26 protein-coding genes and 1 pseudogene are annotated in these 22,705 nt (G+C 36.1%); 21 read left to right on the top strand and 6 right to left on the bottom strand.

Translation table 11 applies throughout. From position 1 onward, the window contains the following. Positions 1-47 precede the first annotated feature (47 nt). The 12 genes and pseudogenes from HMPREF2603_RS03565 (at position 48) to HMPREF2603_RS03510 (ending at position 9,225) form a co-directional block, all read left to right on the top strand. Complete coding sequence (locus tag HMPREF2603_RS03565; RefSeq protein WP_057510177.1) at positions 48-812, top strand: GvpL/GvpF family gas vesicle protein; 765 nt, start codon at positions 48-50, stop codon at positions 810-812. Between the two features lies 1 nt (position 813). Beyond that, positions 814-1,068 carry a gas vesicle protein GvpG gene (locus HMPREF2603_RS03560; RefSeq protein WP_002481455.1) on the top strand — a complete coding sequence of 85 codons (255 nt, stop codon included), beginning with the start codon at positions 814-816 and terminating at the stop codon, positions 1,066-1,068. Positions 1,069-1,071: 3 nt separating this feature from the next. Then, complete coding sequence (locus HMPREF2603_RS03555) at positions 1,072-1,881, top strand: GvpL/GvpF family gas vesicle protein (RefSeq protein WP_002481456.1); 810 nt, start codon at positions 1,072-1,074, stop codon at positions 1,879-1,881. A 17-nt stretch (positions 1,882-1,898) separates the two neighbouring features. After that, positions 1,899-2,162, top strand: a complete 264-nt coding sequence (locus HMPREF2603_RS03550) for a gas vesicle protein (RefSeq protein ID WP_002481457.1) — start codon at positions 1,899-1,901, stop codon at positions 2,160-2,162. Continuing rightward, positions 2,146-2,430: a gas vesicle protein K gene (locus HMPREF2603_RS03545; protein WP_002481458.1), complete on the top strand. Its 285-nt coding sequence runs from the start codon at positions 2,146-2,148 to the stop codon at positions 2,428-2,430. The genes HMPREF2603_RS03550 and HMPREF2603_RS03545 overlap by 17 nt, the downstream gene beginning before the upstream one ends. Positions 2,431-2,470: 40 nt before the next feature. After that, positions 2,471-2,785, top strand: a pseudogene (locus HMPREF2603_RS03540) (gas vesicle protein); the annotation flags it as partial. Between the two features lie 97 nt (positions 2,786-2,882). After that, positions 2,883-5,120, top strand: coding sequence for a YtxH domain-containing protein (locus tag HMPREF2603_RS03535; protein ID WP_070501932.1), 2,238 nt, complete (start codon positions 2,883-2,885; stop codon positions 5,118-5,120). Positions 5,121-5,141: 21 nt separating this feature from the next. Next, positions 5,142-5,528, top strand: a complete 387-nt coding sequence (gene gvpU / locus HMPREF2603_RS03530; RefSeq protein WP_002481461.1) for a gas vesicle accessory protein GvpU — start codon at positions 5,142-5,144, stop codon at positions 5,526-5,528. A 237-nt stretch (positions 5,529-5,765) separates the two neighbouring features. After that, positions 5,766-6,338 (top strand): ribonuclease FAU-1 family protein, encoded by a 573-nt coding sequence (locus tag HMPREF2603_RS03525; RefSeq protein WP_002481462.1) that lies wholly within the window; start codon positions 5,766-5,768, stop codon positions 6,336-6,338. Positions 6,339-6,470: 132 nt separating this feature from the next. Further along, complete coding sequence (locus HMPREF2603_RS03520; protein WP_023015426.1) at positions 6,471-7,340, top strand: LysR family transcriptional regulator; 870 nt, start codon at positions 6,471-6,473, stop codon at positions 7,338-7,340. A gap of 185 nt (positions 7,341-7,525) precedes the next feature. After that, a complete protein-coding gene (locus tag HMPREF2603_RS03515) occupies positions 7,526-8,722 on the top strand; it encodes a sugar efflux transporter (protein WP_002481464.1) in 1,197 nt (398 codons plus the stop codon). Positions 8,723-8,736: 14 nt separating this feature from the next. Beyond that, positions 8,737-9,225, top strand: coding sequence for a DUF456 domain-containing protein (locus HMPREF2603_RS03510; RefSeq protein ID WP_002481465.1), 489 nt, complete (start codon positions 8,737-8,739; stop codon positions 9,223-9,225). Positions 9,226-9,302: 77 nt separating this feature from the next. Here HMPREF2603_RS03510 and HMPREF2603_RS03505 read toward each other — a convergent pair whose 3' ends face one another. After that, positions 9,303-9,989 carry a DUF1129 family protein gene (locus tag HMPREF2603_RS03505; RefSeq protein ID WP_002481466.1) on the bottom strand — a complete coding sequence of 229 codons (687 nt, stop codon included), beginning with the start codon at positions 9,987-9,989 and terminating at the stop codon, positions 9,303-9,305. A gap of 204 nt (positions 9,990-10,193) precedes the next feature. Between HMPREF2603_RS03505 and HMPREF2603_RS03500 the strand changes: the two genes are divergently transcribed. The 3 genes from HMPREF2603_RS03500 (at position 10,194) to HMPREF2603_RS03490 (ending at position 11,680) form a co-directional block, all read left to right on the top strand. Then, positions 10,194-10,574 carry an SA0632 family lipoprotein gene (locus HMPREF2603_RS03500; RefSeq protein ID WP_002481467.1) on the top strand — a complete coding sequence of 127 codons (381 nt, stop codon included), beginning with the start codon at positions 10,194-10,196 and terminating at the stop codon, positions 10,572-10,574. A 71-nt stretch (positions 10,575-10,645) separates the two neighbouring features. Then, positions 10,646-10,957, top strand: coding sequence for a hypothetical protein (locus tag HMPREF2603_RS03495; RefSeq protein ID WP_023015425.1), 312 nt, complete (start codon positions 10,646-10,648; stop codon positions 10,955-10,957). 177 nt (positions 10,958-11,134) lie between these two features. Beyond that, positions 11,135-11,680 carry a GNAT family N-acetyltransferase gene (locus HMPREF2603_RS03490; protein WP_023015424.1) on the top strand — a complete coding sequence of 182 codons (546 nt, stop codon included), beginning with the start codon at positions 11,135-11,137 and terminating at the stop codon, positions 11,678-11,680. A 75-nt stretch (positions 11,681-11,755) separates the two neighbouring features. On the opposite strand, the gene HMPREF2603_RS03485 is transcribed toward HMPREF2603_RS03490, so the two are convergent. The 4 genes from HMPREF2603_RS03485 to HMPREF2603_RS03470 all read right to left on the bottom strand — a co-directional run bounded on the left by HMPREF2603_RS03485 (position 11,756) and on the right by HMPREF2603_RS03470 (position 14,564). Beyond that, on the bottom strand, positions 11,756-12,331 hold the full coding sequence (locus HMPREF2603_RS03485; protein ID WP_002481470.1) for an LOG family protein: 576 nt from the start codon (positions 12,329-12,331) through the stop codon (positions 11,756-11,758). A gap of 12 nt (positions 12,332-12,343) precedes the next feature. Then, the gene (locus tag HMPREF2603_RS03480) at positions 12,344-12,796 is read right to left on the bottom strand and encodes a YaiI/YqxD family protein (RefSeq protein ID WP_002481471.1); all 453 of its coding nucleotides are present in this window, start codon (positions 12,794-12,796) and stop codon (positions 12,344-12,346) included. Continuing rightward, positions 12,797-13,498 (bottom strand): hypothetical protein, encoded by a 702-nt coding sequence (locus HMPREF2603_RS03475; protein WP_057510181.1) that lies wholly within the window; start codon positions 13,496-13,498, stop codon positions 12,797-12,799. 166 nt (positions 13,499-13,664) lie between these two features. Continuing rightward, positions 13,665-14,564: an undecaprenyl-diphosphate phosphatase gene (locus HMPREF2603_RS03470; protein ID WP_002481473.1), complete on the bottom strand. Its 900-nt coding sequence runs from the start codon at positions 14,562-14,564 to the stop codon at positions 13,665-13,667. 419 nt (positions 14,565-14,983) lie between these two features. Here HMPREF2603_RS03470 and HMPREF2603_RS03465 point away from each other — a divergent pair, with 419 nt between their 5' ends. Continuing rightward, positions 14,984-16,624, top strand: a complete 1,641-nt coding sequence (locus HMPREF2603_RS03465; RefSeq protein WP_060803702.1) for an ABC transporter ATP-binding protein/permease — start codon at positions 14,984-14,986, stop codon at positions 16,622-16,624. After that, positions 16,621-18,288 (top strand): thiol reductant ABC exporter subunit CydC, encoded by a 1,668-nt coding sequence (cydC, locus tag HMPREF2603_RS03460; protein ID WP_060803701.1) that lies wholly within the window; start codon positions 16,621-16,623, stop codon positions 18,286-18,288. Before HMPREF2603_RS03465 ends, cydC begins: the two co-directional genes overlap by 4 nt. A gap of 180 nt (positions 18,289-18,468) precedes the next feature. On the opposite strand, the gene HMPREF2603_RS03455 is transcribed toward cydC, so the two are convergent. Continuing rightward, positions 18,469-18,909, bottom strand: coding sequence for a MarR family winged helix-turn-helix transcriptional regulator (locus tag HMPREF2603_RS03455; protein WP_023015420.1), 441 nt, complete (start codon positions 18,907-18,909; stop codon positions 18,469-18,471). A 248-nt stretch (positions 18,910-19,157) separates the two neighbouring features. On the opposite strand from HMPREF2603_RS03455, the gene HMPREF2603_RS03450 reads away from it, so the two are divergent. The 4 genes from HMPREF2603_RS03450 (at position 19,158) to mdh (ending at position 22,634) form a co-directional block, all read left to right on the top strand. Then, entirely contained in the window at positions 19,158-20,087 is a 930-nt protein-coding gene (locus HMPREF2603_RS03450; RefSeq protein ID WP_060803700.1) for a CobW family GTP-binding protein, read from the top strand. A 196-nt stretch (positions 20,088-20,283) separates the two neighbouring features. Further along, positions 20,284-21,192 (top strand): aldo/keto reductase, encoded by a 909-nt coding sequence (locus HMPREF2603_RS03445; protein ID WP_060803699.1) that lies wholly within the window; start codon positions 20,284-20,286, stop codon positions 21,190-21,192. A gap of 25 nt (positions 21,193-21,217) precedes the next feature. Then, the gene (locus tag HMPREF2603_RS03440) at positions 21,218-21,505 is read left to right on the top strand and encodes a hypothetical protein (protein ID WP_002481480.1); all 288 of its coding nucleotides are present in this window, start codon (positions 21,218-21,220) and stop codon (positions 21,503-21,505) included. A 190-nt stretch (positions 21,506-21,695) separates the two neighbouring features. Further along, positions 21,696-22,634, top strand: coding sequence for a malate dehydrogenase (mdh, locus tag HMPREF2603_RS03435; RefSeq protein WP_060803698.1), 939 nt, complete (start codon positions 21,696-21,698; stop codon positions 22,632-22,634). The last annotated feature ends 71 nt before the right edge of the window (positions 22,635-22,705 follow it).

The following is a 22,705-nucleotide window of genomic DNA, read 5'->3' as shown; positions in this document are numbered from 1 at the left end:
CTTTAATTAAAGGACACTAATACTAGGTACTCAAAGGAGATAAGCTTATGGCACAAGAAGAAACAGGGATTTATATATTTTGTGGAACACAGACAGATCAAAATGACGATTTCGGAACTGTTGAAGTAGAAGGTGAAGATCGTGAGTTGTTCACAATCAGATATAAAGATGCAGCTATTGTTGCTGCAGAAGTTCCGATGAAGATTTATGCACCGAAGAAAGATAATTTAATGATGCACCAAAATGTTGTGGCGACTGTTATGAAAGAAAAAGATGCAGTGATTCCTATCAGTTTCGGTAACGTATTTAAGTCTAAAGACGATGTTAAAGCTTTACTTGAAAAATTGTACCCGCAATTTGAAACGTTATTCCCTGAAATCAAAGGAAAATTTGAATTAGGACTAAAAGTCATTGGCAAACAAGAGTGGTTAGAGTCAGTAGTGAATGACGACCCTAAATTACAGGAAATGGCAAAATCAGTACGCAGCAAATCCGAAGATGCAGGCTACTATGAACGTATTCAACTGGGTTCTGCGACACAAGATGTTTTCAAGCAATTATCTAATAAAATAGAAGCGGATATTTATGAACCGCTCGCAGAGTTGAGTACATCTGCTAAATCGAATGAACCTCAAAGCGAGAAAATGCTACTAAATGCAGCGTTTTTAGTTGATGAGAAAAATGATCAAGCCTTTGATGATTTAGTAAATAAACTCTATGAAAAATGGGAAGACAAAGTAGAGTTCAAGTACACAGGTCCATGGGCCGCTTACAACTTTGTGAATATCCGTCTTAATATCGAGGGATCATAAAATGATAGTATATGGCTCACTTAAGTTATTGAAAAAAATTGCAGAACAAGTCAAAGATGAAGCGGACAAAGAACTTTATGACCTTCCGACAATTGAAAAGAAATTAATTCAATTACAAATGCAAGAAGAACTAGGTGAGATACCAGAAGACGAATACAAGGAAAAAGAAGAACAATTATTAGCACGTTATGAAACGGCTAAACAAAAAGAAATTGATGAAGCAGAAGCAATGATACAACAAAAGGAAGATGAATAGCGAATGGAAAACTTGTTATATTTATATGCACTTGTTCCAGAAGCGGAACTAGAAAACCAAGACCTTCCTTCCCTAACTGGTTTTGATGGTGAAGGCAGCTTATATACAGTTCCTGTTGATGATAAAATCACAGCAATTGTATGTGATTTAGATGGGAATGAATATTCAGAAGAAGTAATCGAAGATAAAATCGATAATGATATGGAATGGCTACAGAAGAAAGCTGTTCATCATCATGAAACGATTGAAACACTTTATCAAAACTTTACTTTAGTTCCATTGAAGTTCTGTACGATTTACAAAACAAAAGACAGTTTGAAATCAACAATTCAAGGTTATAGCGAAAAAATTACTGCCACTTTCAATTTCCTAGAAGATAAAGAAGAATGGACAGTTAAAATTTATACAAACGATAAGAAACTTCGCAAAGAAGTCAGCAAAAATAACAAAGCTGTTGAAGAAAAACGTGAAGAAATCAAAGACTTGCCACGCGGCCGTCGTTTCTTTGCGGAAAAGAAAATTGACAGTATCGTTGATAAAGAGTTAGAAAATGAAAAAGACCGAGTCAGCGAAGACTTACATCAAAACCTCAAAGCATTAGCTGTTGATTTCTCAATTAAAAAGAATTGGGGCAGAGATGTAACAGGTTTAGAAGAAGAAATGGTATATAACAGTGTCTATCTTGTACCTAATGAAAAGGTAAATGATTTTCTTGAAGTCATTGATGACACTAAAAATGAATTACCAGAAGAAGGATGGCATATAGAAGTCGCTGGACCTTGGCCTGCCTACCATTTTTCTAGCTTTAACTAATATGGAGGTGGATAGAGATGCCGTCGACAAGAGAAACTATAGAAAACAAAGAAGTCGGTCTCATTGATATTTTAGATGTCATTCTCGATAAAGGTGTTGCGATCAGAGGAGATTTAATCATTTCGATTGCCAATATAGACTTAGTCTATTTAGACTTACGTGTTTTGATTTCTTCAGTAGAAACATTAGTACAGTCTTCTATGGGCAATCGTCGACATGATATTACTTCCGAAGCATTTGATGAACAAAGGAGGGAACTTCTAGATGCCACAGATGAATAATAATAGCTCACGTATCAACTTAGGCCAAGATAATGCAGAAGATGGATTAGCGCAATTAGTAATGACAGTAATTGAGTTATTGAGACAAATTGTAGAACGCCATGCCATCAGACGTGTAGAAGGCGGAACACTGACTGACGAACAAATCGAAGAGTTAGGTGTTGCCTTAATGGATTTAGAAGAAAAAATGGAAGAACTGAAAGACGTATTTGGACTAGACGATGAAGATTTAAACATCGACTTAGGTCCTTTAGGAAGACTTATGTAACAGTTCGTTATGAATTTGATTAAGGGAGTGAGAATAAGTTATGGCAAATGAACAACTGCCTCCTGCTTCAAACGGTTCTAGTAACTTAGTAGATGTATTAGAGAAAGTATTAGATAAAGGTGTCGTAATCGCCGGAGATATCAGAGTCGGCATCGCAGATGTCGAATTATTGACCATCAAAATTCGTTTAATCGTAGCTTCAGTTGATAAGGCTAAAGAAATGGGCTTAGATTGGTGGGAAACAGATCCGTATCTCACATCTAGAGCTACAGACATGAAAATTGCAGAACAACAAAATGCTGAAGCTGAAAACAAAGAACTACAAAAGAAAGTTGAAGCTTTAGAAAATAAACTCAACGAACAAAATGAAGCACCTTCAACAGAGAAGTCTACAGCTAAAAATGCTTCAACCAAAAAGGCATCCGATAAGCAATTAGATGGAGAGGATAAGGATGAGTAAAAAATCTAGAAAAAAACAAAAAAAGAATCAAAAGCGTGAAATCAACTTAACCAAAACCATAGCTGGTGGATTAGTAGGGGCTTCTTTCGGTTATCTTACGGCTCCTAAGAGCCGTAAGAAAATCGTAAAAGAATTAAGTAAAATTGTATTAAAAGGGACTGCCAAAGAATTTGGTCATACAACTAAGAAAAAAATAAGCAGCTTAACACCTTCCCCTAACAATCCTTTCAAAAAAAAAGCACCCGACGAAGAAAAATCACACGACATTCAAGAAGATGAAGACAAAGAAGAAAACACAACAGTATTAGTCCAAGGTGAAGATGATCGAGAAAATGAAGAAAATCAAAACGATCAAGACAACGATGAAAATGACACTGATGAATCTGAAACAGAGGAAGTAGAAGATACAGAAGACAACGAAGAAACTGAAGAAGATGATTCAGCAGACGAAGACAGCGATAAGCCTAAAGGCGAGAAGAAAAAGAAATTCTTCGATAGATTCAAATCGCATAAATCTGATGAAAAAGAGTCGGATGATGAAGAATCTGAGAATGATGAAGACACTGATGAATCAGAAGATAATTCTGAAGAAGAATCCGAAGAAGATAGCGACAAACCTGAAGGTAAGAAGAAGAAAAAGAACATCTTCAGCAAGTTAAAATCACGTAAATCAAAGAAAAATGAATCCGAAGAAGAACAAGCATCAGATGATGAAGACGAAGAAAAAGAAAAACAAGACAAAAAAGCAACTAAGAAAAATAAAGCAAAAACTAAAAAAGAAGATAATGATGTAGAAGATTCTGAAGAAGATGACACATCGAAAGATGAAGACACTGATGAATCAGAAGAAGAATCCGACGACGCAGCTGAAGAGTCCAAAGAAGACACTTCAAAAGACGAGGACGCATCAGAAGAAACAGAAGTAGATGAGAAATCATCAAAAACATCAGCTGAAAAAACTTCTGAAAAACCCGAATCAGAAGAAGAGCCTGAATCAGAATCGGATAATGCATCAGAAGCAGATGAATCTGATCAATCAGAAGATAAATCAGACGATGAGACTGAAGAGTCCGAAGACGAAGCTGAAGATTCTAAAGAAGACACTTCAAAAGAGGAGGAAGCATCAGAAGAATCTGAAGGGGATGAAAAAACTACAAAAGCATCAGCCGGAAAAACTTCTGAAAAACCAGAATCCGAAGAAGAGTCTGAACCAGAATCAGAAGATGACACTTCAGAAACAGGTGAACCTGAGGAATCAGAAGAAGAATCAGAGGGTGAGACTGAAGAGTCTAAAGACGAAGCTGAAGATTCTAAAGAAGATACTTCAAAAGACGAAGAAGCATCAGAAGAACCTGAAGCGGATGAGAAAACATCAAAAGCATCAGCTGAAAGAACTTCTGAAAAATCCGAGCCAGAAGAAGAGTCTGAATCAAAATCAGATGATGAGACATCAGAAACAGATGAATCTGATCAATCAGAAGAAGAATCAGACGATGAGGCTGAAGAGTCCAAAAATCAAGTTGAAGATTCTAAAGTTGATGACACTTCTGATGATAAAGATGAAGCTTCAGAGGAGAAAAATGAATCCGAAGAAGATAGTAATTCAGACGATGAGGAATCCGAGGACGAAGCTGAGGAAGATTCAACTAAATCAGATGAGTCTAAAAAAGCAGGTAATGTAAAGCTTGATTCTGAGGATTCAAAAGATGAAGAGTCTAATTCGAAAACAAAACAGCCTAAGAAATCTACATCAAAGAAAAAAGCTGATAATTCTAAACCAGATAATCAATCTGACGAAGATGATGAAAGCGAAAAAAATGATAGTAAAGAAAAGGCAACGGGGGAATCTAAAAACTCAAAGATGCCAACTGAACCTGAACAAACTAAAGATGAAGACAACGAGGAAGAGAAGGGTTCAAAAGAAAAAGGCACTCAATTCAACCAAGTTGCCAGAGCAAAACTCAAAGGCTTGAAAACATCAACGGCAAGCCTGTTCAAAAAGGATGATAGTGATGACGAACAATCAGAAGAAATTGAAGAAAATGAAAGACAAGAAACTAAAACAAATCAACAAGATGAAAAAGAACCTGAAGAAAAACTTCAAGAAGAACAAGAAGAAACCTCTTCTAGGCAAAAAGAAAAAACACAGACCACTAAGAAGCAAGAAGAAACGTCTGAAGAAAAAGCTGGAACGTGGATAGAAAGTCATGATGACACAGGTGACAGATAATTAAACGAGAGGAATGATATAATGAGTAACAAACAAACATCTAAAGATGATATTCTTGAATCATTTGTAAAAGCCGCAAACGAAGACGACTTTACTCTAGATATTTCGTTATTAGTCGACGGTGCCATTGTGACTGGTACATTGATTTCAGCGAAAGAATACTTTAAAACATTAAGCAAATCATTTAAAGGCGGCAATGCAACGTCTAAACAATTTAGCGAAGACTTAGATGAAGCTGGTGACTATGCCGCTGAAAGTGATAACGATGAAATCAATTATATTCACTTAAAAGATACAAGTATCTTTATCAGTGAGAATAAACCTACACCTTCAAGTGGTAAGTTGATTTGGAGAGGTAAATTAAGCGAAGTAAACAGTTTCTTTTTAGGGAAAATTAAAAGTAATTAAAACTTAATATAAGCACTGAATAAATAGTGTGATATAAAACAAGGGACCGTACTTATCAGCTGAAAGTACGGTCCTTTCTATTGTTGTAAGCTATTTCTGTTTTACTTACAGTACTCCATTGTTATGTGTACAACTTGTAAAAAGAGCTTTTAATTTGTGTAATACTTTTAATAATATCAAACATTGAGTGACATGTATGTGACAGTTTTATATAATAATGTCAAGGAGTTGGTGACAGTGAAAGTAAAATACATCGACAAACGTCACTGGCGTCGTCTGATTGAAAGAGATTATACTGAAGTTAAGGTGAATAATAATAAATTCAAAGGAATCATTGGCTTAATCACAATGAAGAAAGTAAAGGAACCTTTAAAAGTTTCTGTCGTCGGTAAAACCATGATAGTCGCAGATGATAACTATCAATGGCTTCAAATTGTACCGGATAAGAAACGTTACAGTATAACAGTGATGCTAGATGAAAAAGGCAACCCACTTGAATATTATTTCGATATCAATATTAAAAATATCACGCAAAAAGGTAAAGCGCGCACAGTAGATTTATGCTTAGATGTTATTGTATTGCCTAATGGAGAATATGAGTTGGTTGACGAGGATGATTTATTACGAGCATTAGAAACAAAACAAATTTCGAAGAAACAATATCACGAAGCATACATCATTGCACATCAGTTAATGATGAAGATTGATCATGATTTTCCAAGTATGCAAGAAAATATCATGTATTGCTATAATAAGATTAAACATAAGTATTTAAACGATAAACATACGACGCATCATCACCGAGGATAACAGTCAGGAGAACCCAGCACACAGTGTGAAAGAGTGTTTGTATGAAAGGTACCATGCTGTCGCTGTCATAAGACTGCCGCATGGTTTTTATTTCATAGTAGAAAAGGATTGAAGGAAGTAGGAGGATAAAACGTGAAGATTGAGGATTACCGTTTGTTAATCACGTTAGATGAAACACGTACATTGCGTAAAGCAGCTGAAATTCTTTATATTTCTCAACCTGCTGTAACACAACGATTAAAAGCCATAGAAAGTGCCTTCGGCGTTGATATTTTTATTCGTACTAAGAAGCAGTTGATCACTACAACTGAAGGTGCGATGGTTATTGAACATGCGCGCGACATGTTGAAGCGCGAGCGTTTATTTTTTGATAAGATGCAAGCACATATGGGCGAAGTAAATGGCACTATCTCTATAGGGTGCTCTTCTTTAATCGGCCAAACTTTATTACCCCAAATACTTAGTCACTATAACGATCAATACCCCAATGTTGAAATTCAAGTAAAAGTAGGTTCTACTGATCATATAAAAGCGCATCATCGTGATTATCACGTGATGATTATCCGTGGAAGCAAGATTTTGAATTTGAACAATCAGCATTTGTTTAATGATAAACATTATTTTATTTATCCTAAGGGTCAAAGAGATAAAGCACCAGAACTGCCGTTTATTGAGTTTCAAGCTGATCCGATTTATATTAACCAGATTAAAGAATGGTATGGTCGTAATTTAGGACGTGATTATCATGCGATGATATCCGTAGACCAAGTTGCGACTTGTAAAGAAATGTTAGTCGGCGGTGTAGGTGTAACTGTATTACCAGAAATTATGGTAAAAGATTTAGACACAGAACGCTTTGACTTTGAGCAAGTTGATATAGAAACACATCCGTTAGTGCGTTCAACCTATCTAAGTTACGATTCTAGTATGTTGCAATTGCCACAAGTGGAATCATTTGTAGAATTAGTCGTAAATGATATTGCGAAAGCTCCGCAGAATTAACTGATGTGTAAATAAGACATCCTAGCTAGGGTGTCTTTTTCTCTTGTGTGAAGATTTCTATATAGAAACGCCGCTTTTTGAAATTATATGCTGTTTTAATGGAAATCTTTGTACATCTATTCCAAAAGGTAAGAAAATTGATTAAACTAGAGATTATCTAAATAAGTTTTAAGAGAGGTTAGACTATGTTTGCAGCGTTACTGCACATTAAAAATTATAAATTATTCGTAGTTAATATGATGCTGGTCGGTATGGGGATTGCGATTACGATTCCTTATCTTGTTTTATTTGCGACAAATGAACTTGGTATGACAACTACTCAGTTCGGTGTCTTATTAGCACTAGCCGCAATCAGTCAGTTTACTGTTAATACCATTGTGGCACGTTTTTCTGACAGAGGGAATGTAAACCGTAAAGTCTTAATTATCGGTGCGCTGTTTATGGGCGCAATGAGTTTCGGTATTTACTTCTATGTTCATACAATCTGGCTGTATATTGCGTTATATGCTTTGTTCCAAGGTTTGTTCGCACCTGCAATGCCTCAACTTTATGCTTCAGCTCGTGAATCTATTAATGCATCCTCTTCACGCGGTCGTGCAAAATTTGCTAATACAGTATTACGTTCTATGTTCTCGTTCGGGTTCTTATTTGGTCCGTTAATCGGAGCTTTGTTAAATAAAAGTATGGGCTATGCCGGTTTGTTCGGCGGTACAGTAGTTATTTTATTATTTACACTGTTACTTCAAGTCTTCTTCTTTAAAGAAGTGAAAACAAATCGCCCAATTGAAGAAGGGACACATATCGAGCGTAAAGCCCCAAGTATGTTGACACACAAGAAATTAATCGTACCATTTGTTGCATTTATCTTACTCCATATTGGACAGTGGATGTACACGCTTAATATGCCTCTATTTGTGACGAATTATCTTCATGAGAGTGAAGACTATGTCGGAGTGCTTGCGAGCTTGTGTGCAGGCTTAGAAGTGCCATTTATGATTATCCTAGGTGTTTTGTCTGCGAAACTTGAAACAAGAACCTTATTGATATTCGGCGCATTGTTTGGTGCACTCTTCTTCTTCAGTATCGGAGTGTTTGATAACATTTATATGATGATGCTTGGACAAGTCTTTTTAGCAATGTTTTTAGCGGTATTATTAGGGATTGGTATCAGTTACTTCCAAGACATCCTGCCTGATTTCCCGGGTTATTCTTCAACACTCTTTGCGAATGCGCTTGTAATAGGTCAACTATGTGGGAATTTACTTGGCGGTGTGATGAGTCAAATCGTAGGATTAGGGAATGTATTCTATGTATCCGCTGCTTCTTTAGCATTAGGAATGATTTTAATCTTCTTTACGAAAGAGCAGAAATTTATTGAATAAGAAAGAGGTTTACCATGCTAGCAACAATTTTATGGCTATTGATTATTGCGTGTTTCGTTACCGCATTTATTGGTTTGATTAAACCTGTTATCCCATCAATGCCAATGATGTGGATTGGATTTTTAATTTATCAAATCGGTTTTCATAACGGAAAATTATCTTGGGTCTTTTATATCTCAATGATTATTTTAACAATCTTTATTTTTGTGGCTGATCTGATGATGAGCCAATACTTCACTAGACGCTTTGGCGGTTCTAAAGCAGGGGAAATCACAGCTTTAATCGGTGTGATTGTCGGTTGTTTTGTTTTCCCGCCATTCGGTATTATTTTAGTTCCGTTAATCGCAGTGTTTATTGTAGAAATGGTATTAAGACGTGACCCAATGACTGCACTTAAAGCCAGTTTTGGTTCAGTTGTCGGCTTTTTAGCAAGCACTGCAGCTCAAGCCATGGTCATGATCATTATGGTCATTTGGTTCTTCTTAGCAATTTTAATTAACTAAATTATTGAGAAATAGTGCAAACACTAACAGCCTCAAAAGCAAAGATAATCCTGCTTTTGAGGCTGTTTTTTAATTTATCATAAATAAGTATTGCTGTTTTTCTTCACAAAATGATGGTCGACATAAAACGCAATTGGCGTGATGATGAATGAGACAATAATAAATGTCCAATTACCAATATGGATGGACGGACCAAATGTAAGATAAGATTGCGGGATATATAAGACATAAAATAACAGCGCAATTAAGCCGAAAATAACCGCATAAGTTAAAAGCCAAACCCAGTTAGACTTATTGAAAGCTTGTATTTGTACCGTTTTAAAAATCCACCATACGAATAAAAAGATGATAAATAATCCCATTAATACGATGATTGGGAATGTGAAATAATAGATAGGTTTTTCACCTATGAAGAAGCCTATAAATCCTTTAAAGAACGCAAAAATCCCAAGTAAAAACAAAATGTGATGCCAAATATATTTGAAAATATTTTGTACTGTTTCGTTTTTTAGTTTTTTAATCGTTTCTTTCGCATGCGCACGAGGATTATGATCAAAGAAATCCATGGCTAACATACCCTGGTTTTCTGATTTTAGCAGTTCTTTTAAAATACGATTCAACATTAATTCTGAATCATGAGGGTTGACGCGTAAATCAGCACGAATATAAGTCATATAGCTTTCGAAAATTTCGCGGTCTGTATTATTAAGATGCAACGCTTTTACGTTATTTTCGCGCATCAATTGTTCTGTAGATTTAGCCATTGCTTTTGCCCTCCGATTCATATTATACAATCAAGCATATTATGACTAAATTGCGCGCATAAATCAATGATTGAAGCAATATCTCGCTTTCTTTTTTTAGTGCATGCGTGGAAACTATGAGCGAAGCCGGATAAATGGTAAAATATACATAGCAAATTGACGTTACATAGGCGTTGGATTCATGGTAAAAGGAGTTAAAGATACATGAAAAAAGTGATGATGGTGCTGTTAGCTTCAACTTTAATGTTAAGTGCTTGCGGTAAAAGTGACGAGAAGACAGCGCTTGAGAATGATATCAAACAACTAGAGAAAGAAAATAAACAGTTGAAAGATAAAAAAGAGAAGTTGGAAAAAGAACAAAAATCAGTGAAAGAACGTGTAGATAAGTTAGAAGATGAAGTGAAAGATAAAGTTGCGACAGAAAGAGCAAAACAACAATCTGAAGCAGAAGACAAAGCTAAAAAAGAACAAGAAGCTAAAGATAAAAAGGAAAAAGCAGCAAAAACGTCATCTAACACAACAAAAGAAAGTGATCAAAAATCACACACACCGCATTCTGACAAGAAAGAAAACAAACCGTCTTAAGCGTTTGTTTGAAAAGTCAGAAGGGTATTAAATAGATAATGGATAAACGAACTAAAGGAGTCGATTGAATCATGTACGAACAACAATTTTTTGAATTAGAAGGTAATAAGATGACTTTAAGAGAAGTCGGCAAAGCCATCGAAAAAATTACAGGCTACCAACATGATGCGCCTTCAGCACAAGTAAGACGCAGAGTTGCGCAAAAGCCTAATTTTGAATCAGATACAGATACATTTGAAGCAACTTATAAATTAAGTCATTTAGGCGATTTTGTTGACGTAGTATTTACAGCACCTAAAAGCGAACGTGATCGTTTACAAGAAGTGCCTGTAACTGTTCAATTAATCAGTTATAATACGCGTTCTGAATTTCCTCAAGCATAATCGCAACTATAAGTAATTTCGACAATCTTATAAAGTATACAAAAGGCGCTTATAAGTGAAGTCATATCGCTTTGCATTACTATCATGATTAGAGAACACTTTACTAAAGTGCTTTTTTGTATATCGATTTTTTAGATAGAGCACAAGAGATTGAATGGGTGTACGAGGTGGAATCAAATGAGTGTATATTTGGAAACACAACGTTTAAAGTTAAGAGATTGGGAAGATAAAGATTTATTGCCATTTCAAAAAATGAATGCGAATCGACAAGTTCGCAGATTCTTCCCAAGTATATTAAGCTATCGCCGTTCTGAATTGGATATGCAGGCGATGCAGAAACAACTGAAACAATCAGGCATTGGTTTATTTGCGGTAGAATTGAAAGAAAGCGGAGAATGGATTGGCTTTATCGGATTGAATTATCTCCCTAAACGCAGTCAGTATCCATTTAAAGATCTGCCTTTCTTTGAAATTGGATGGCGTTTGATACCTGAGGTTTGGGACAATGGTATCGCAACAGAAGGGGCAAAAGCAGTGCTTGAATATGCCAAAGAAAAAGGTATCGAAGAAGTTTATAGTCTAACAGCCAAAACAAATATGGCTTCAAGAAGAGTGATGGAAAAAATCGGTATGACATATTTAGAAGACTATGAATTACCGAATGTGTCAGTAGCTCATCCATTAAAAACACAAGTCAGATATTATAAAAAGCTGAATGAATAAAGCGAGAAACTCAAGGTGACGTTTCTCGCTTTTTGTTTGGAGTGAACATAGAGTATGTTATTTAATTTAGAAGTGTTAATCATAAGTACGTGTACCGACAGAACGATAGTGTTCTAAACCGTCGAATAAATCATCTAAGTTATCATAAAGCGGAGCTAAGCCGCGATATTTATCATCAATGAAACCAGCTTCAATCATAGATTCAATGAGTTGTTGAAGCGGTTCGAAAAAGTTGTTGATATTAAAAACTGCCATCGGTTTATCGTGGATACCGATTTGTGCCCAACTATATGTTTCAAAGAACTCTTCAAGTGAACCAGCGCCGCCAGGTGCTAAGATAAATGCATCGGCTAATTCACTCATTTTAGCTTTGCGACCATGAAGAGAGTCGACTAATACTAAATCTGTTAAGCGTTGGCTCGTAATTTCTTTATCATCTAAGCTTTTCGGCATCACACCAATCGCTTCTCCACCGTTATCTAAGACGCCATTAGAAATTGCGCCCATTACACCGACAGAGCCGGCACCGTAGACTAAAGTATAACCATTTTCTGCCATGTATTTACCTAAAGCATAGCCTTGCTCCATATAAACTTTATCTTTCCCTCTGCTTGCGCCGCAAAATACTGCAATACGTTTTAATTTACTCATAAATGTCATCTCCTAAGAAGAAATCTGATTGATTACACGTTTAAATGCTTGCTCAAAATGATTGCGTGTCTCTTCTGAGAACTTTTTCGGACCTTTATGACGTCCGCCTTGACGTCTGGTTTGTGCATTCAAATAACGTTGTTCGAGTAAGGAATTAATATTCTTATCACTATATAGCATACCATTATGATGCATCACGTACTGTATTTTATTAATCAATAGGTTAGCTAAACCATAATCTTGTGTGACTACAATGTCATTTGGCTTGGCTAATTGAACAATTTTATAATCCACTTGATCAGGACCATCATCGACGTAAACGACACGAACATGGTCAGGATAATCTCGCATTGAAAAGTGTGCATAACTACGTACCAACACAACAAAAATGCCTGTCCCTTCAGTCAATTGAATAATTGAATCTGTAACGGGACAAGCATCACCATCAATAATGACTTGTGTCATTTAGAGATTCGGCTTATTTTCATGTTTTTGAATCTCTGCGATGCGTTCTTCTTCGTTGGCACGTCTAGCTTCTTCTTCAGCTTTTAAACGTTGTTCAATGCGATCTTCTAAAATACGGTTCATGTCATAAGCTTCATCTTTATTTTCTTGTTCAAGTTCTTCACCTTTATTGTGAAGTTGTTTGTCAGATTGACCGCCTGGTACAAGTCCGACTTTTTTCTCGTATTTCTGAGCGTCTTTTAATTCTTTCACGAGACGTTTACGAGTTGCTTCTGAATCTTTATCTTCTTTTTTATGGCGTTTTTCAATGTTTTTCTCTAATTTCTTCGCCATTTTTTCAGCTTCTTTAGCGTTTTGTTTTTCTAATTTGTCACCTTTAGCTTTGATGCGTTCTGGGTCATTGGCTTTCGCTTCTTTTTTAGCTTGGCGTTTTTCTTCGATTTCTTGTTTCTTCTCGCTTACATATTGTTTAAGGTCAGAAGATTTATTAGAAACCGCTGACGCAGCTTTAGAAGATTTATCTGATACACCGCTCGCAAATTGTGAAGACTTGTCAGAAACACTTTGTCTTAAACCTGCGGTTTTATCATTCAATTTTTGTACATCAGGATGATCTTTGATGCGTTTTCTTTCCACAATTAAAGGTACAAGAATGATAGGTAATACCGTTAACAATGTTCTAATTAATCGTTTCTTCTCCATTTGAATGGCCTCCATTTATTAGTATATAACATTTAAATACCCCGACTGATTAGGGGATAAACGAATACCCTTGTATCATACATAACTTTTTCCATCGATTAAAGCATCAGTAATTGAAGGCATGAAAAAAACCAGCATTGAAATTCAATGCTGGTGAGTGTATCAATTAAATGCCTTTTCCGATTCCGAATCCGAAATAAAGGATTGCGATAAAGATAACTAAAATAATACGGTAAATCGCAAAAGGTACCAATTTAATACGGTTAATTAAGTTTAAGAATAAGCGGATAGATAATAATCCGAATAAGAATGCGGCAATAAAGCCGATTAAGTAAAACGGAATGTGATTTAAATGAATATATTCCATATGTTTTACCAATGATAAACCACTTGCGGCTAACATAACTGGTACAGCCATAATAAATGTGAAGTCAGAGGCAGCTTTATAGTTTAATTTCATTAATACCCCAGTTGAAATTGTTGAACCGCTTCGACTGAACCCTGGCCACATCGCAACCGCTTGTGATAAACCAATAATAAATGCTTGAACATAAGTAATTTGATCAAGATGCTCACGGTGTGCATAACGACGGCTGAACTTTTGTGCGAAAATCATATAGAACGCACCTAATAAAAGTCCAATCATAACAGTCGGCACACTGAATAAGTATGTTTCGATTAAATCATCGAATAATAAACCTAAAACACCAGCAGGAATCATCCCTACTAAAACGTGCCAAATCGTTAGACGTTTGTGTTTAGATTGAGCCGTTCTGCTTAAAGTTTCTCCTTCAGTATGTTCCGTAGATGGTGCAGTATGTTTATACTTTCCAAGGCGGAACATTTCAAAATAACGGTTTCTAAATACCCACGCTGCCGCAAATACAGAACCTAACTGTATGACGATCTTAAAGGTGAATGCGGATTCTGATCCTAAGAAGCTCGTCGATTTCAGCCAGATGTCGTCTACAAGAATCATATGTCCTGTTGAGGATACAGGCGCAAATTCTGTCAAACCTTCGACAATCCCCAAAATCAGCGCTTTGAGTAATTCTAACAATAACATAGTGTACCTTCCTTATTTCAAAATATATTTTGTATGAATGTATGTAAATACCAGTTGAAACAACTTTTATGATAGCACATAAAAAAATCTTTGTGCTACTAATTCTCGTAGTAAATTGAAAGATAAGACTTAAGATGTAGGTCTTTCAAAAATTATGACAAAACTTTGAAGGTTAATTTCTTATTTGAAATTAATTTTGAGTCGAATAAATTGAAAATTCTACTTATATGTTTTAAGTTGAAGATAAGACATTTTTGACACAAATGACTATTAAGGACATAAGACGTCCTGATATCTATTAATTAAAGATGAAACGATAGTAAAGTGGGTGGGACAAGTATGCATGACATACATACGTGTTCCACCTTTATTGTGTCAAAATTAATCGATGCCTGATTAAATAAAAAGGGTGAAAAAAGATGAAACATTTAATGCGTTACGCACTGAAATACAAACAATACCCCATCGTCATGGGTATTATTTGTGCACTATTAGCTGTGATTGTAGTCGTACAAAATGTGACCATTGCGAAAGTGTTAGATAAAATGCTGATTCAGAATTCGCATCATTACCATATTTCAACATTATTGATGATTTTATTGGCCGCTTTATTATTACGTGCAGTATTGAATATGTCCAATCAATGGATGGGGACAGAACTCGCATATAAAGTGAAAGGCACACTGCGTCGTCGTATGGTAGATCATCACACGAAACAACCTGTCGGTGCTCAAATGAGTGTGATGACTGAAAGCATTGATGGAATTACGCCATTTTATCAAGATTACTTACCTCAAGTGTTTAAAGCAGTACTTGTACCTGTAGTGATTATTATTGCGATGTGTTTTATTCATTTGAATACTGCGATTATTATGATGGTGACAGCACCTTTTATTCCTGTGTTCTATATCATTTTCGGATTAAAAACACGTGATGAATCTAAGGAACAAATGACTTATTTAACACAATTCAGCCAGCGCTTCTTAAACTTAGCGCAAGGCTTAGTCACTTTAAAATTATTCAACCGTTCTAAACAAGCTGAACAAGCTATTTATCAAGAAAGCACACGCTTTAGAGATTTAACAATGAATATTTTACACAGCGCCTTTTTATCTGGGTTGCTATTGGAATTTATCAGTTTGTTAGGTATTGGCTTAGTTGCGTTAGAAGCAGGGCTTGGTTTGGTGCTCTTTCATAATCTTACTTTCGAAACAGCGGCGATTGCGATTATTTTAGCACCAGAGTTCTACAACTCTATTAAAGACCTTGGCCAAGCATTCCATACTGGTAAACAAAGCGAAGGAGCAGCAGATGTCGTATTCGATGCGCTTGATCAAGAAATGGATGACACTACTTTAACCAAACAACACGTCAATCTTAAACAAGAGGCGTTGATTCAGTTGGGACATGTATCTTATCGCTATCCAGAAGCAGATAGAGCAGCAGTTAAAGATGTGAGCTTTAATATTTATGAAGGTGAACAGATTGCCTTAGTCGGTCCAAGCGGTGCAGGGAAGACGACACTTTCTGAATTGATTTTACAGCACAGACAACCGACAGCTGGCTATGTTTCTTTTCAATTCGAACACTTAAAAATGGGTGTGTTAAGTCAACAACCTTATATTTTCAATGCGACAATTAAAGAAAATGTCTCAATGTTTGAAGCGGTTGAGGATGAAAAGGTGATTGAGGTGTTAGCAGCGGTTGGTTTAATGGAAAAAATCAATCAATTGCCTCAAGGTATTGAAACGTATATCGGAGAAGGCGGCGAGATGTTATCAGGCGGGCAAATGCGACGTATTGAATTATCGCGTGTATTGTTAGCACAACCAGAATTGGTTGTTTTTGATGAGCCAGCCACAGGTTTAGATGTTTGGACAGAGCGTACGATTCAAGAAGCACTGAATACTTATTTTAAAGAAAGTACCGTTATTATGATTGCACACCGTGAAAGTACAATTCGTATGGCACAACGTCGTATTTATATGGAAGGTGGCCATATGATTACAGATGATCAAGTCATTTCCACGCAAAGAGACAAAGGACGTGATAGACAATGAAACGACGCGGCATTCAATTTAAGTTAGATAAAGATTTAGCTTTAGCGATATTGTTTGGAGTCATCGGTAGTTTAGTCGCAATCGGTATGTTCTTTTTAAGTGGTTTAATGATTGCGCAAGCTGCGAAAAATGTACCGTTATATGGTTTGATTGTCTTAGTGGTCAGCGTGAAAATGTTTGGGATTATCCGTGCGATTATGCGTTATTTTGAACGTTTATACTCACATCGAACAACTTTCACGATGTTAAGAGACGTCAGAACACAATTCTTCAAAGGCTTGATTCAAGTTGTACCGGATATTTATCGTAAATTTAAATCCAGTGATTTGATTGCACGAATGGTATCACGCGTTGAAGCATTACAGAATATTTATTTACGCGTTTATTATCCGCCAGTGGTCATTGGTATCACGGCAGCTATTACAATATTAACCTTGTGGTTCTTTTCTTGGATGCATGCCGTCTTATTATTAGTCAGTATGTTGATTTCATTAGGTGTCTTACCTTGGATTTCTGCGAAGCGTGCACAATTATTGAACGCACGAGCAGCTCAAGATGAATCATCATTTTTAAGCCGCTTCTACGACTATAAAGAAGGCTATGAAGAACTAGCACGATTCAAACAATTAAAAACCTATCATCAATCTGTACTTAAGGCACTCTCTAAATACAGCCATCAACAACGTAATGAACAACGTTTCTTAACGCTTTATGAATTTATGTTAGATTTAGTTTCTATGTTGGCCTTGTTCTTTTGTGTTTGGTTAGGTGTCATACAAGTTCAAAATGGACAATTAGATGTCATCTATTTAACAAGTATTGTATTAATGTTGTTGACGTTATTTGAACAAGCAGTAACGATGAGTAATGTGGCTTACTTTAAAGCAGATACAGACCAAGCATTAGTAGAAATTGAAGAGGTCTTGCAAGAAGTGCCAGAAACACCTGAAAGTTCAAAACAAGTGAATAATACGCAGATACTAGCAGTTGATGATGTGACTTTCCAATATGAACATCAAGTTACAAAGGTATTAGAACACATTCAATTAGATATCCAGCCTGGTGAAAAACTTGCGATTATCGGACCTTCAGGTTCAGGTAAGAGTACTTTACTGCAAGTGCTGGCTGGTTTATATCAAACAACACAAGGTTCTGTTACTTATCAAGGTCAATCAGTATATGAGATGTCTGAAGCGTCTAAAGCAGAGACGTTTAATGTCTTATTGCAGCACCAACAACTCTTTGATGGTACAGTGCGTGATAATTTATTATCAGATTACAGCGATAATGAAATGCGTGCTGTCTTAGATGACTTAGGTTTAGCGTATATTGATTTAGACTATGAAATTACCATGAGTGGGGAAGGACTATCAGGTGGAGAATTGCAGCGGATTTGTCTTGCGAGATTATTCTTAAGAACAGCACCTGTTTGGCTGATTGACGAACCGACACGTGCATTAGATTGGCATAATAGCCATCATGTGATGCAACGTCTCTTTAATGAAAGTGAGACGCTTATTGTCGCAACGCATGATTTAGAATTGTTACCGCAATTTGATCGCATTATCGTCATGATTGAAGGTCAAATTATTGAAAGTGGCACTTATGACAGTTTGCTTCAACAACACGGTGCACTTTATGACATGGTGACTTTAAACCGATAAAACTATGTATTTACTCAAAAGATAAGCACACTGAATCCAACGCTGAGAAGTAAAATGAAGAAATAGAAAAAGCGGTTGAGACCTCTATGACAGAAGTCTCAACCGCTTTGTTTTTGCTTTATTTAAAAGTGAAAAAACTAAAAATGCAAGTTATCACTCTAATTTTAATGGCATTCGAAATTATGAGTTTTGCTTAGTTAAAGAATCAATCAGTTTATCTAATAAACGATTCAATTCTTTTTCTTCTTTTTTGTTTAATCCTGAGATATCGCCTAAGTGGTTACAAGCACCGCCTAGATCTTCTTCGATTGCTTCGCTCTTTTCAGTTAAGTGAACAAACACTTCACGTTGATCGACTTCAGAACGCTCTCTTTTGATTAAATCTACTTGTTCCATTCTTTTTAAAAGTGGGGATACTGTACCAGTATCTAATGCAAGTTCAGTAACGACTTTCTTCACATTAACTGGTGATTCTTCCCATAAAATTGTTAATACTAAAAACTGCGGGTAAGTTAATTTGTACTTCTTAAAAACGTTATTTGAATAGTAGCGATTTACTTGTCTTTGAGCGTTGTACAAACTAAAGCATAAACGTCCGCCTAAATTAAGTTTTTCAGTCATAAGTTCTCCTCCAGACATTCTATCCGTTATATTTTTCTGTGTACCGGAATTCGTTCCGTCTTGTTGTGAAAGTTTGAGCAGTGACAAAAATGGAAATTTTATCTATTTTGTCGACTCCTCACAAGCCATGTTAAAATTAAAGCATGCATTGATTTTAGAAGATATCTTGCATTAAATCAAGTTGTAACATAATATAATATGTCCATTAATGATTGTACCATTAAGTCCTTTAGAAATGAGTGTTAAAAATGGAACGAAATAATAATAGTAAATTATCTATTTGTATTGTAACAGGTTTTCTAGGAAGCGGTAAAACGTCTTTCCTTAAATATTATACTGAGCAATTATTAAAAAGAGATGAGAAAATCACTGTAATTATGAACGAATTTGGTGATTTCGATGTCGATAGTAAAATTTTAGGAGATAAAGTTCAAACGATTTCCTTGCAGAACGGATGTGTCTGTTGTGATTTACAACAAGACCTTATCGGACAACTATCAGCAATAATCAATCAAAACCAATCACAATTCGTCATTATTGAAGCCACAGGGATTGCACATCCACTTCAACTCATCCAAGCTTGCTATGATCCATTGCTTACTGACTATGTGAATCCGCCGCTTGTGGTCGGTTTAGTTGACGCACCTAGATTTTTACATCGTGCGGATTATTCTGAATCAACGCAAGCATTGATGGAAGAACAGCTTGCAGTCAGTCAAACGCTGATTGTCAATAAGACAGATTTAATCAGCCAAGATGAGCAGCAAGTGCTGATCGAAGCTTTAAAACAAATCAATTCGAATGGTGCCATCTATTTTACAACCTATGGTCAAGTCAATATTGATGAATTGCAGGCGTTAGAGCCAGTCAATATGAAGCCAAAACACCAACATTTACATCACCATGGTATCAGCTCAATTGCGTATACCTTTACTTCGCCTATAGATAGACAAATGTTTTACCAGTTTATCTTACGTTTGCCAGACAACGTCTATCGTTTGAAAGGTTATGTAAGATTCAGAGATGCACCAGAAACAACGTATTTATTCCAATTCGCCAATGGGCTGCCAGATTACGAGCCGATTCAAGATGAGGTGCAAAATACTATTGTATTGATTGGTGAACAACTCGATAAAGAGCGTTTACGCAATCAATTAGATGCATTGCAGTTCACTTGAAAATTGACGTGCATATCAAGGTAACACTATAATGAATACAACGTTTAATAGTACAAGGAATTTGTAGGGAATACAATACTAAAATATTTTAATCCATTAAGCATCCCTACTACACTATAGTGAACCTCATTTTTAAATTTAGCAAGCGCTAACATAAGTTGTAATAAAAATGAAATGAGTGAGAGGGGTAAACACAATGGATCGTGTTAAAATCAATCGTAACGTAACTTATTCAAAGATGATTCAAGGTTTTTGGAGATTAAATGATTGGCAGATGACAACCCAAGACTTAAACCGTTATTTGCACCAGTTAGTTGAATTAGGTGTAACGACAATGGACCATGCAGATATTTATGGTGATTATCGTTGTGAACAGTTATTCGGAGAAGCATTGGCTTTGTCACCTGAACTCAGAGACCAAATTGAATTAGTTTCGAAATGCGGTATTATCTTGCCGACCGATCAATTCGCGCAATTTGATGGCCATCGTTACGATTTAAGCAAACAACATATTGTAGAAGCGGTGAACCGTTCATTGCAGAATCTACAAACAGACGTACTTGATACGTTGTTGATTCATCGTCCATCTCCGCTCATGGATCCAAATGAAGTCAGAGATGCGCTTGATGTTTTAGTAGAAGCAGGTAAAATTAAATCATTCGGTGTTTCTAACTTTAATAACACACAGTATGATTTGCTGAACCAAGGTATCAAATCACATAAACTGCATATCGCAGTGAATCAACTAGAAGTTTCACCGTATCATGCAGCACCTATTTATGATGGAACAATTGATCATATGTATCGAGATGACGTTAAGATTATGGCATGGAGCCCGCTTGCAGGCGGTAAATTACTGAATGTAGAAAATGCTAAATCTAAACGTGTCATGTCTATTATCAGCCCACTTGCTTATAAATATAATGTGGCTCCAGCCAGTATTGTCACAGCGTGGTTGGTGAAACATCCAGCTACGATAATGCCAATCATGGGTACAAGTCAAATTGAACGTATGCAAGATGCGGTAAAAGGGTTAGAACTGACTTTAACAGATCAAGAATGGTTTGATATTTATGTTGCAGTCTTAGGTCAAGACATCCCTTGATAAGTGAAATAAAGGAGAATAAGAAATGAATTCAGAAGAACAATCACGTGCGCGCATGCGCTTTGAACGTAACCTTATCGTCTTTCCATATATTATTTTTGCGATTATCGTCTTTTTCTTTACAACGATTTTTTCAGCACCAACTGTTGTACTGACATTATTCGGTATTTTCTTTATCTATAACGCAGTGTTATTATTCGTTGCGTTTATTAAGCATTACACACGTACGATGATTTTATTATTAGTGTTAACAATCTTCGTCGGTCTCATGTTTACCATCTCAGCAACTGCGCAATTTGCGGGCAGATACTAAGCAATTAAATAAGTAAAATAACTCCCTCTATAAGTGTTTTTCAACACTCTATATAGAGGGAGTTTTGTATTGTCATAAAGAATTCAAAAGAAATGAAAACGTTTTCTTTATTAATAGGACTAGCTTTGATATTCTTAAAGTAAATAAGAATGTATAAAGAAAAATAAATTCGTATTGAGGGGGATTCAAGATGGGGAAAAGAAAAGTCGCAATTATTGGTGCAGGTCATACAGGTGCAACCTTAGCGTTTATGTTAGCTGAAAAAACTTTAGCAGATGTGGTGTTATTAGATAAACCTGAAAATGAAAAACCAGCACGCGGCAAAGCGTTGGATATTTCGGAAAGCGGACCGATTTTTAATTTCAACAACAAAATTAAAGGGACATCTGATTATCAAGATATTACTGGTTCAGATATTGTGGTGATCACTGCAGGTGTCGCACGTAAACCTGGGATGAGTCGTGATGATTTGATTCAAATTAATGAATCGGTAATGGCACAAGTGACAGAGGGTATTAAAACTTATGCGCCGGACAGCACGATTATCGTGTTGACGAATCCTGTGGATGCGATGACATATGCAGTATATAAATTGTCAGGTTTCCCTAAAAATCGTGTGTTAGGGCAATCAGGTATTTTAGATACAGCACGTTATCGTACATTTATCGCAGAAGCATTAGATGTTGCGCGTACGGACGTTTCAGGATTAGTACTAGGTGGCCACGGAGATACAATGGTACCGTTATTAAGTACGACTACAGTAGGTGGTGTGCCAATCACTGAACTATTGGAACAAGATAAAATCGATGCGATTGTGGACCGTACGCGTAAAGGCGGTGCTGAAATTGTCAGCTTGCTTGGCAACGGTTCAGCTTATTATGCGCCAGCCGCTGCGATTTTTGAAATGGCTGCAGCGATACTTAAAGACGAAAGACGTGTATTACCTGCAATTACGTATTTAGAAGGCGAATATGGCTTTAATGATATTTGTTTAGGTGTTCCGACATTAATCGGTGAAAATGGTGTCGAACAAGTCATTGAAACAAAACTTTCTGATGATGAAAAAGCACAGTTAAAAGCTTCAGCAGATGCGGTAGAAGAAGTAAAAAGTGCTTTAAAGTATTCATAAACTATGTGGTAAAGTAAATTATTATATATTGGAACAGGGGGCTGGGACATAAATACAGTCCAAAATAAAAT

The organism is Staphylococcus sp. HMSC055C03 (assembly GCF_001809385.1).
Taxonomy (GTDB): domain Bacteria; phylum Bacillota; class Bacilli; order Staphylococcales; family Staphylococcaceae; genus Staphylococcus; species Staphylococcus simulans.
Note: the sequence above shows the minus strand (reverse complement) of the source record. Positions and strands in the feature narration are given on the sequence as shown.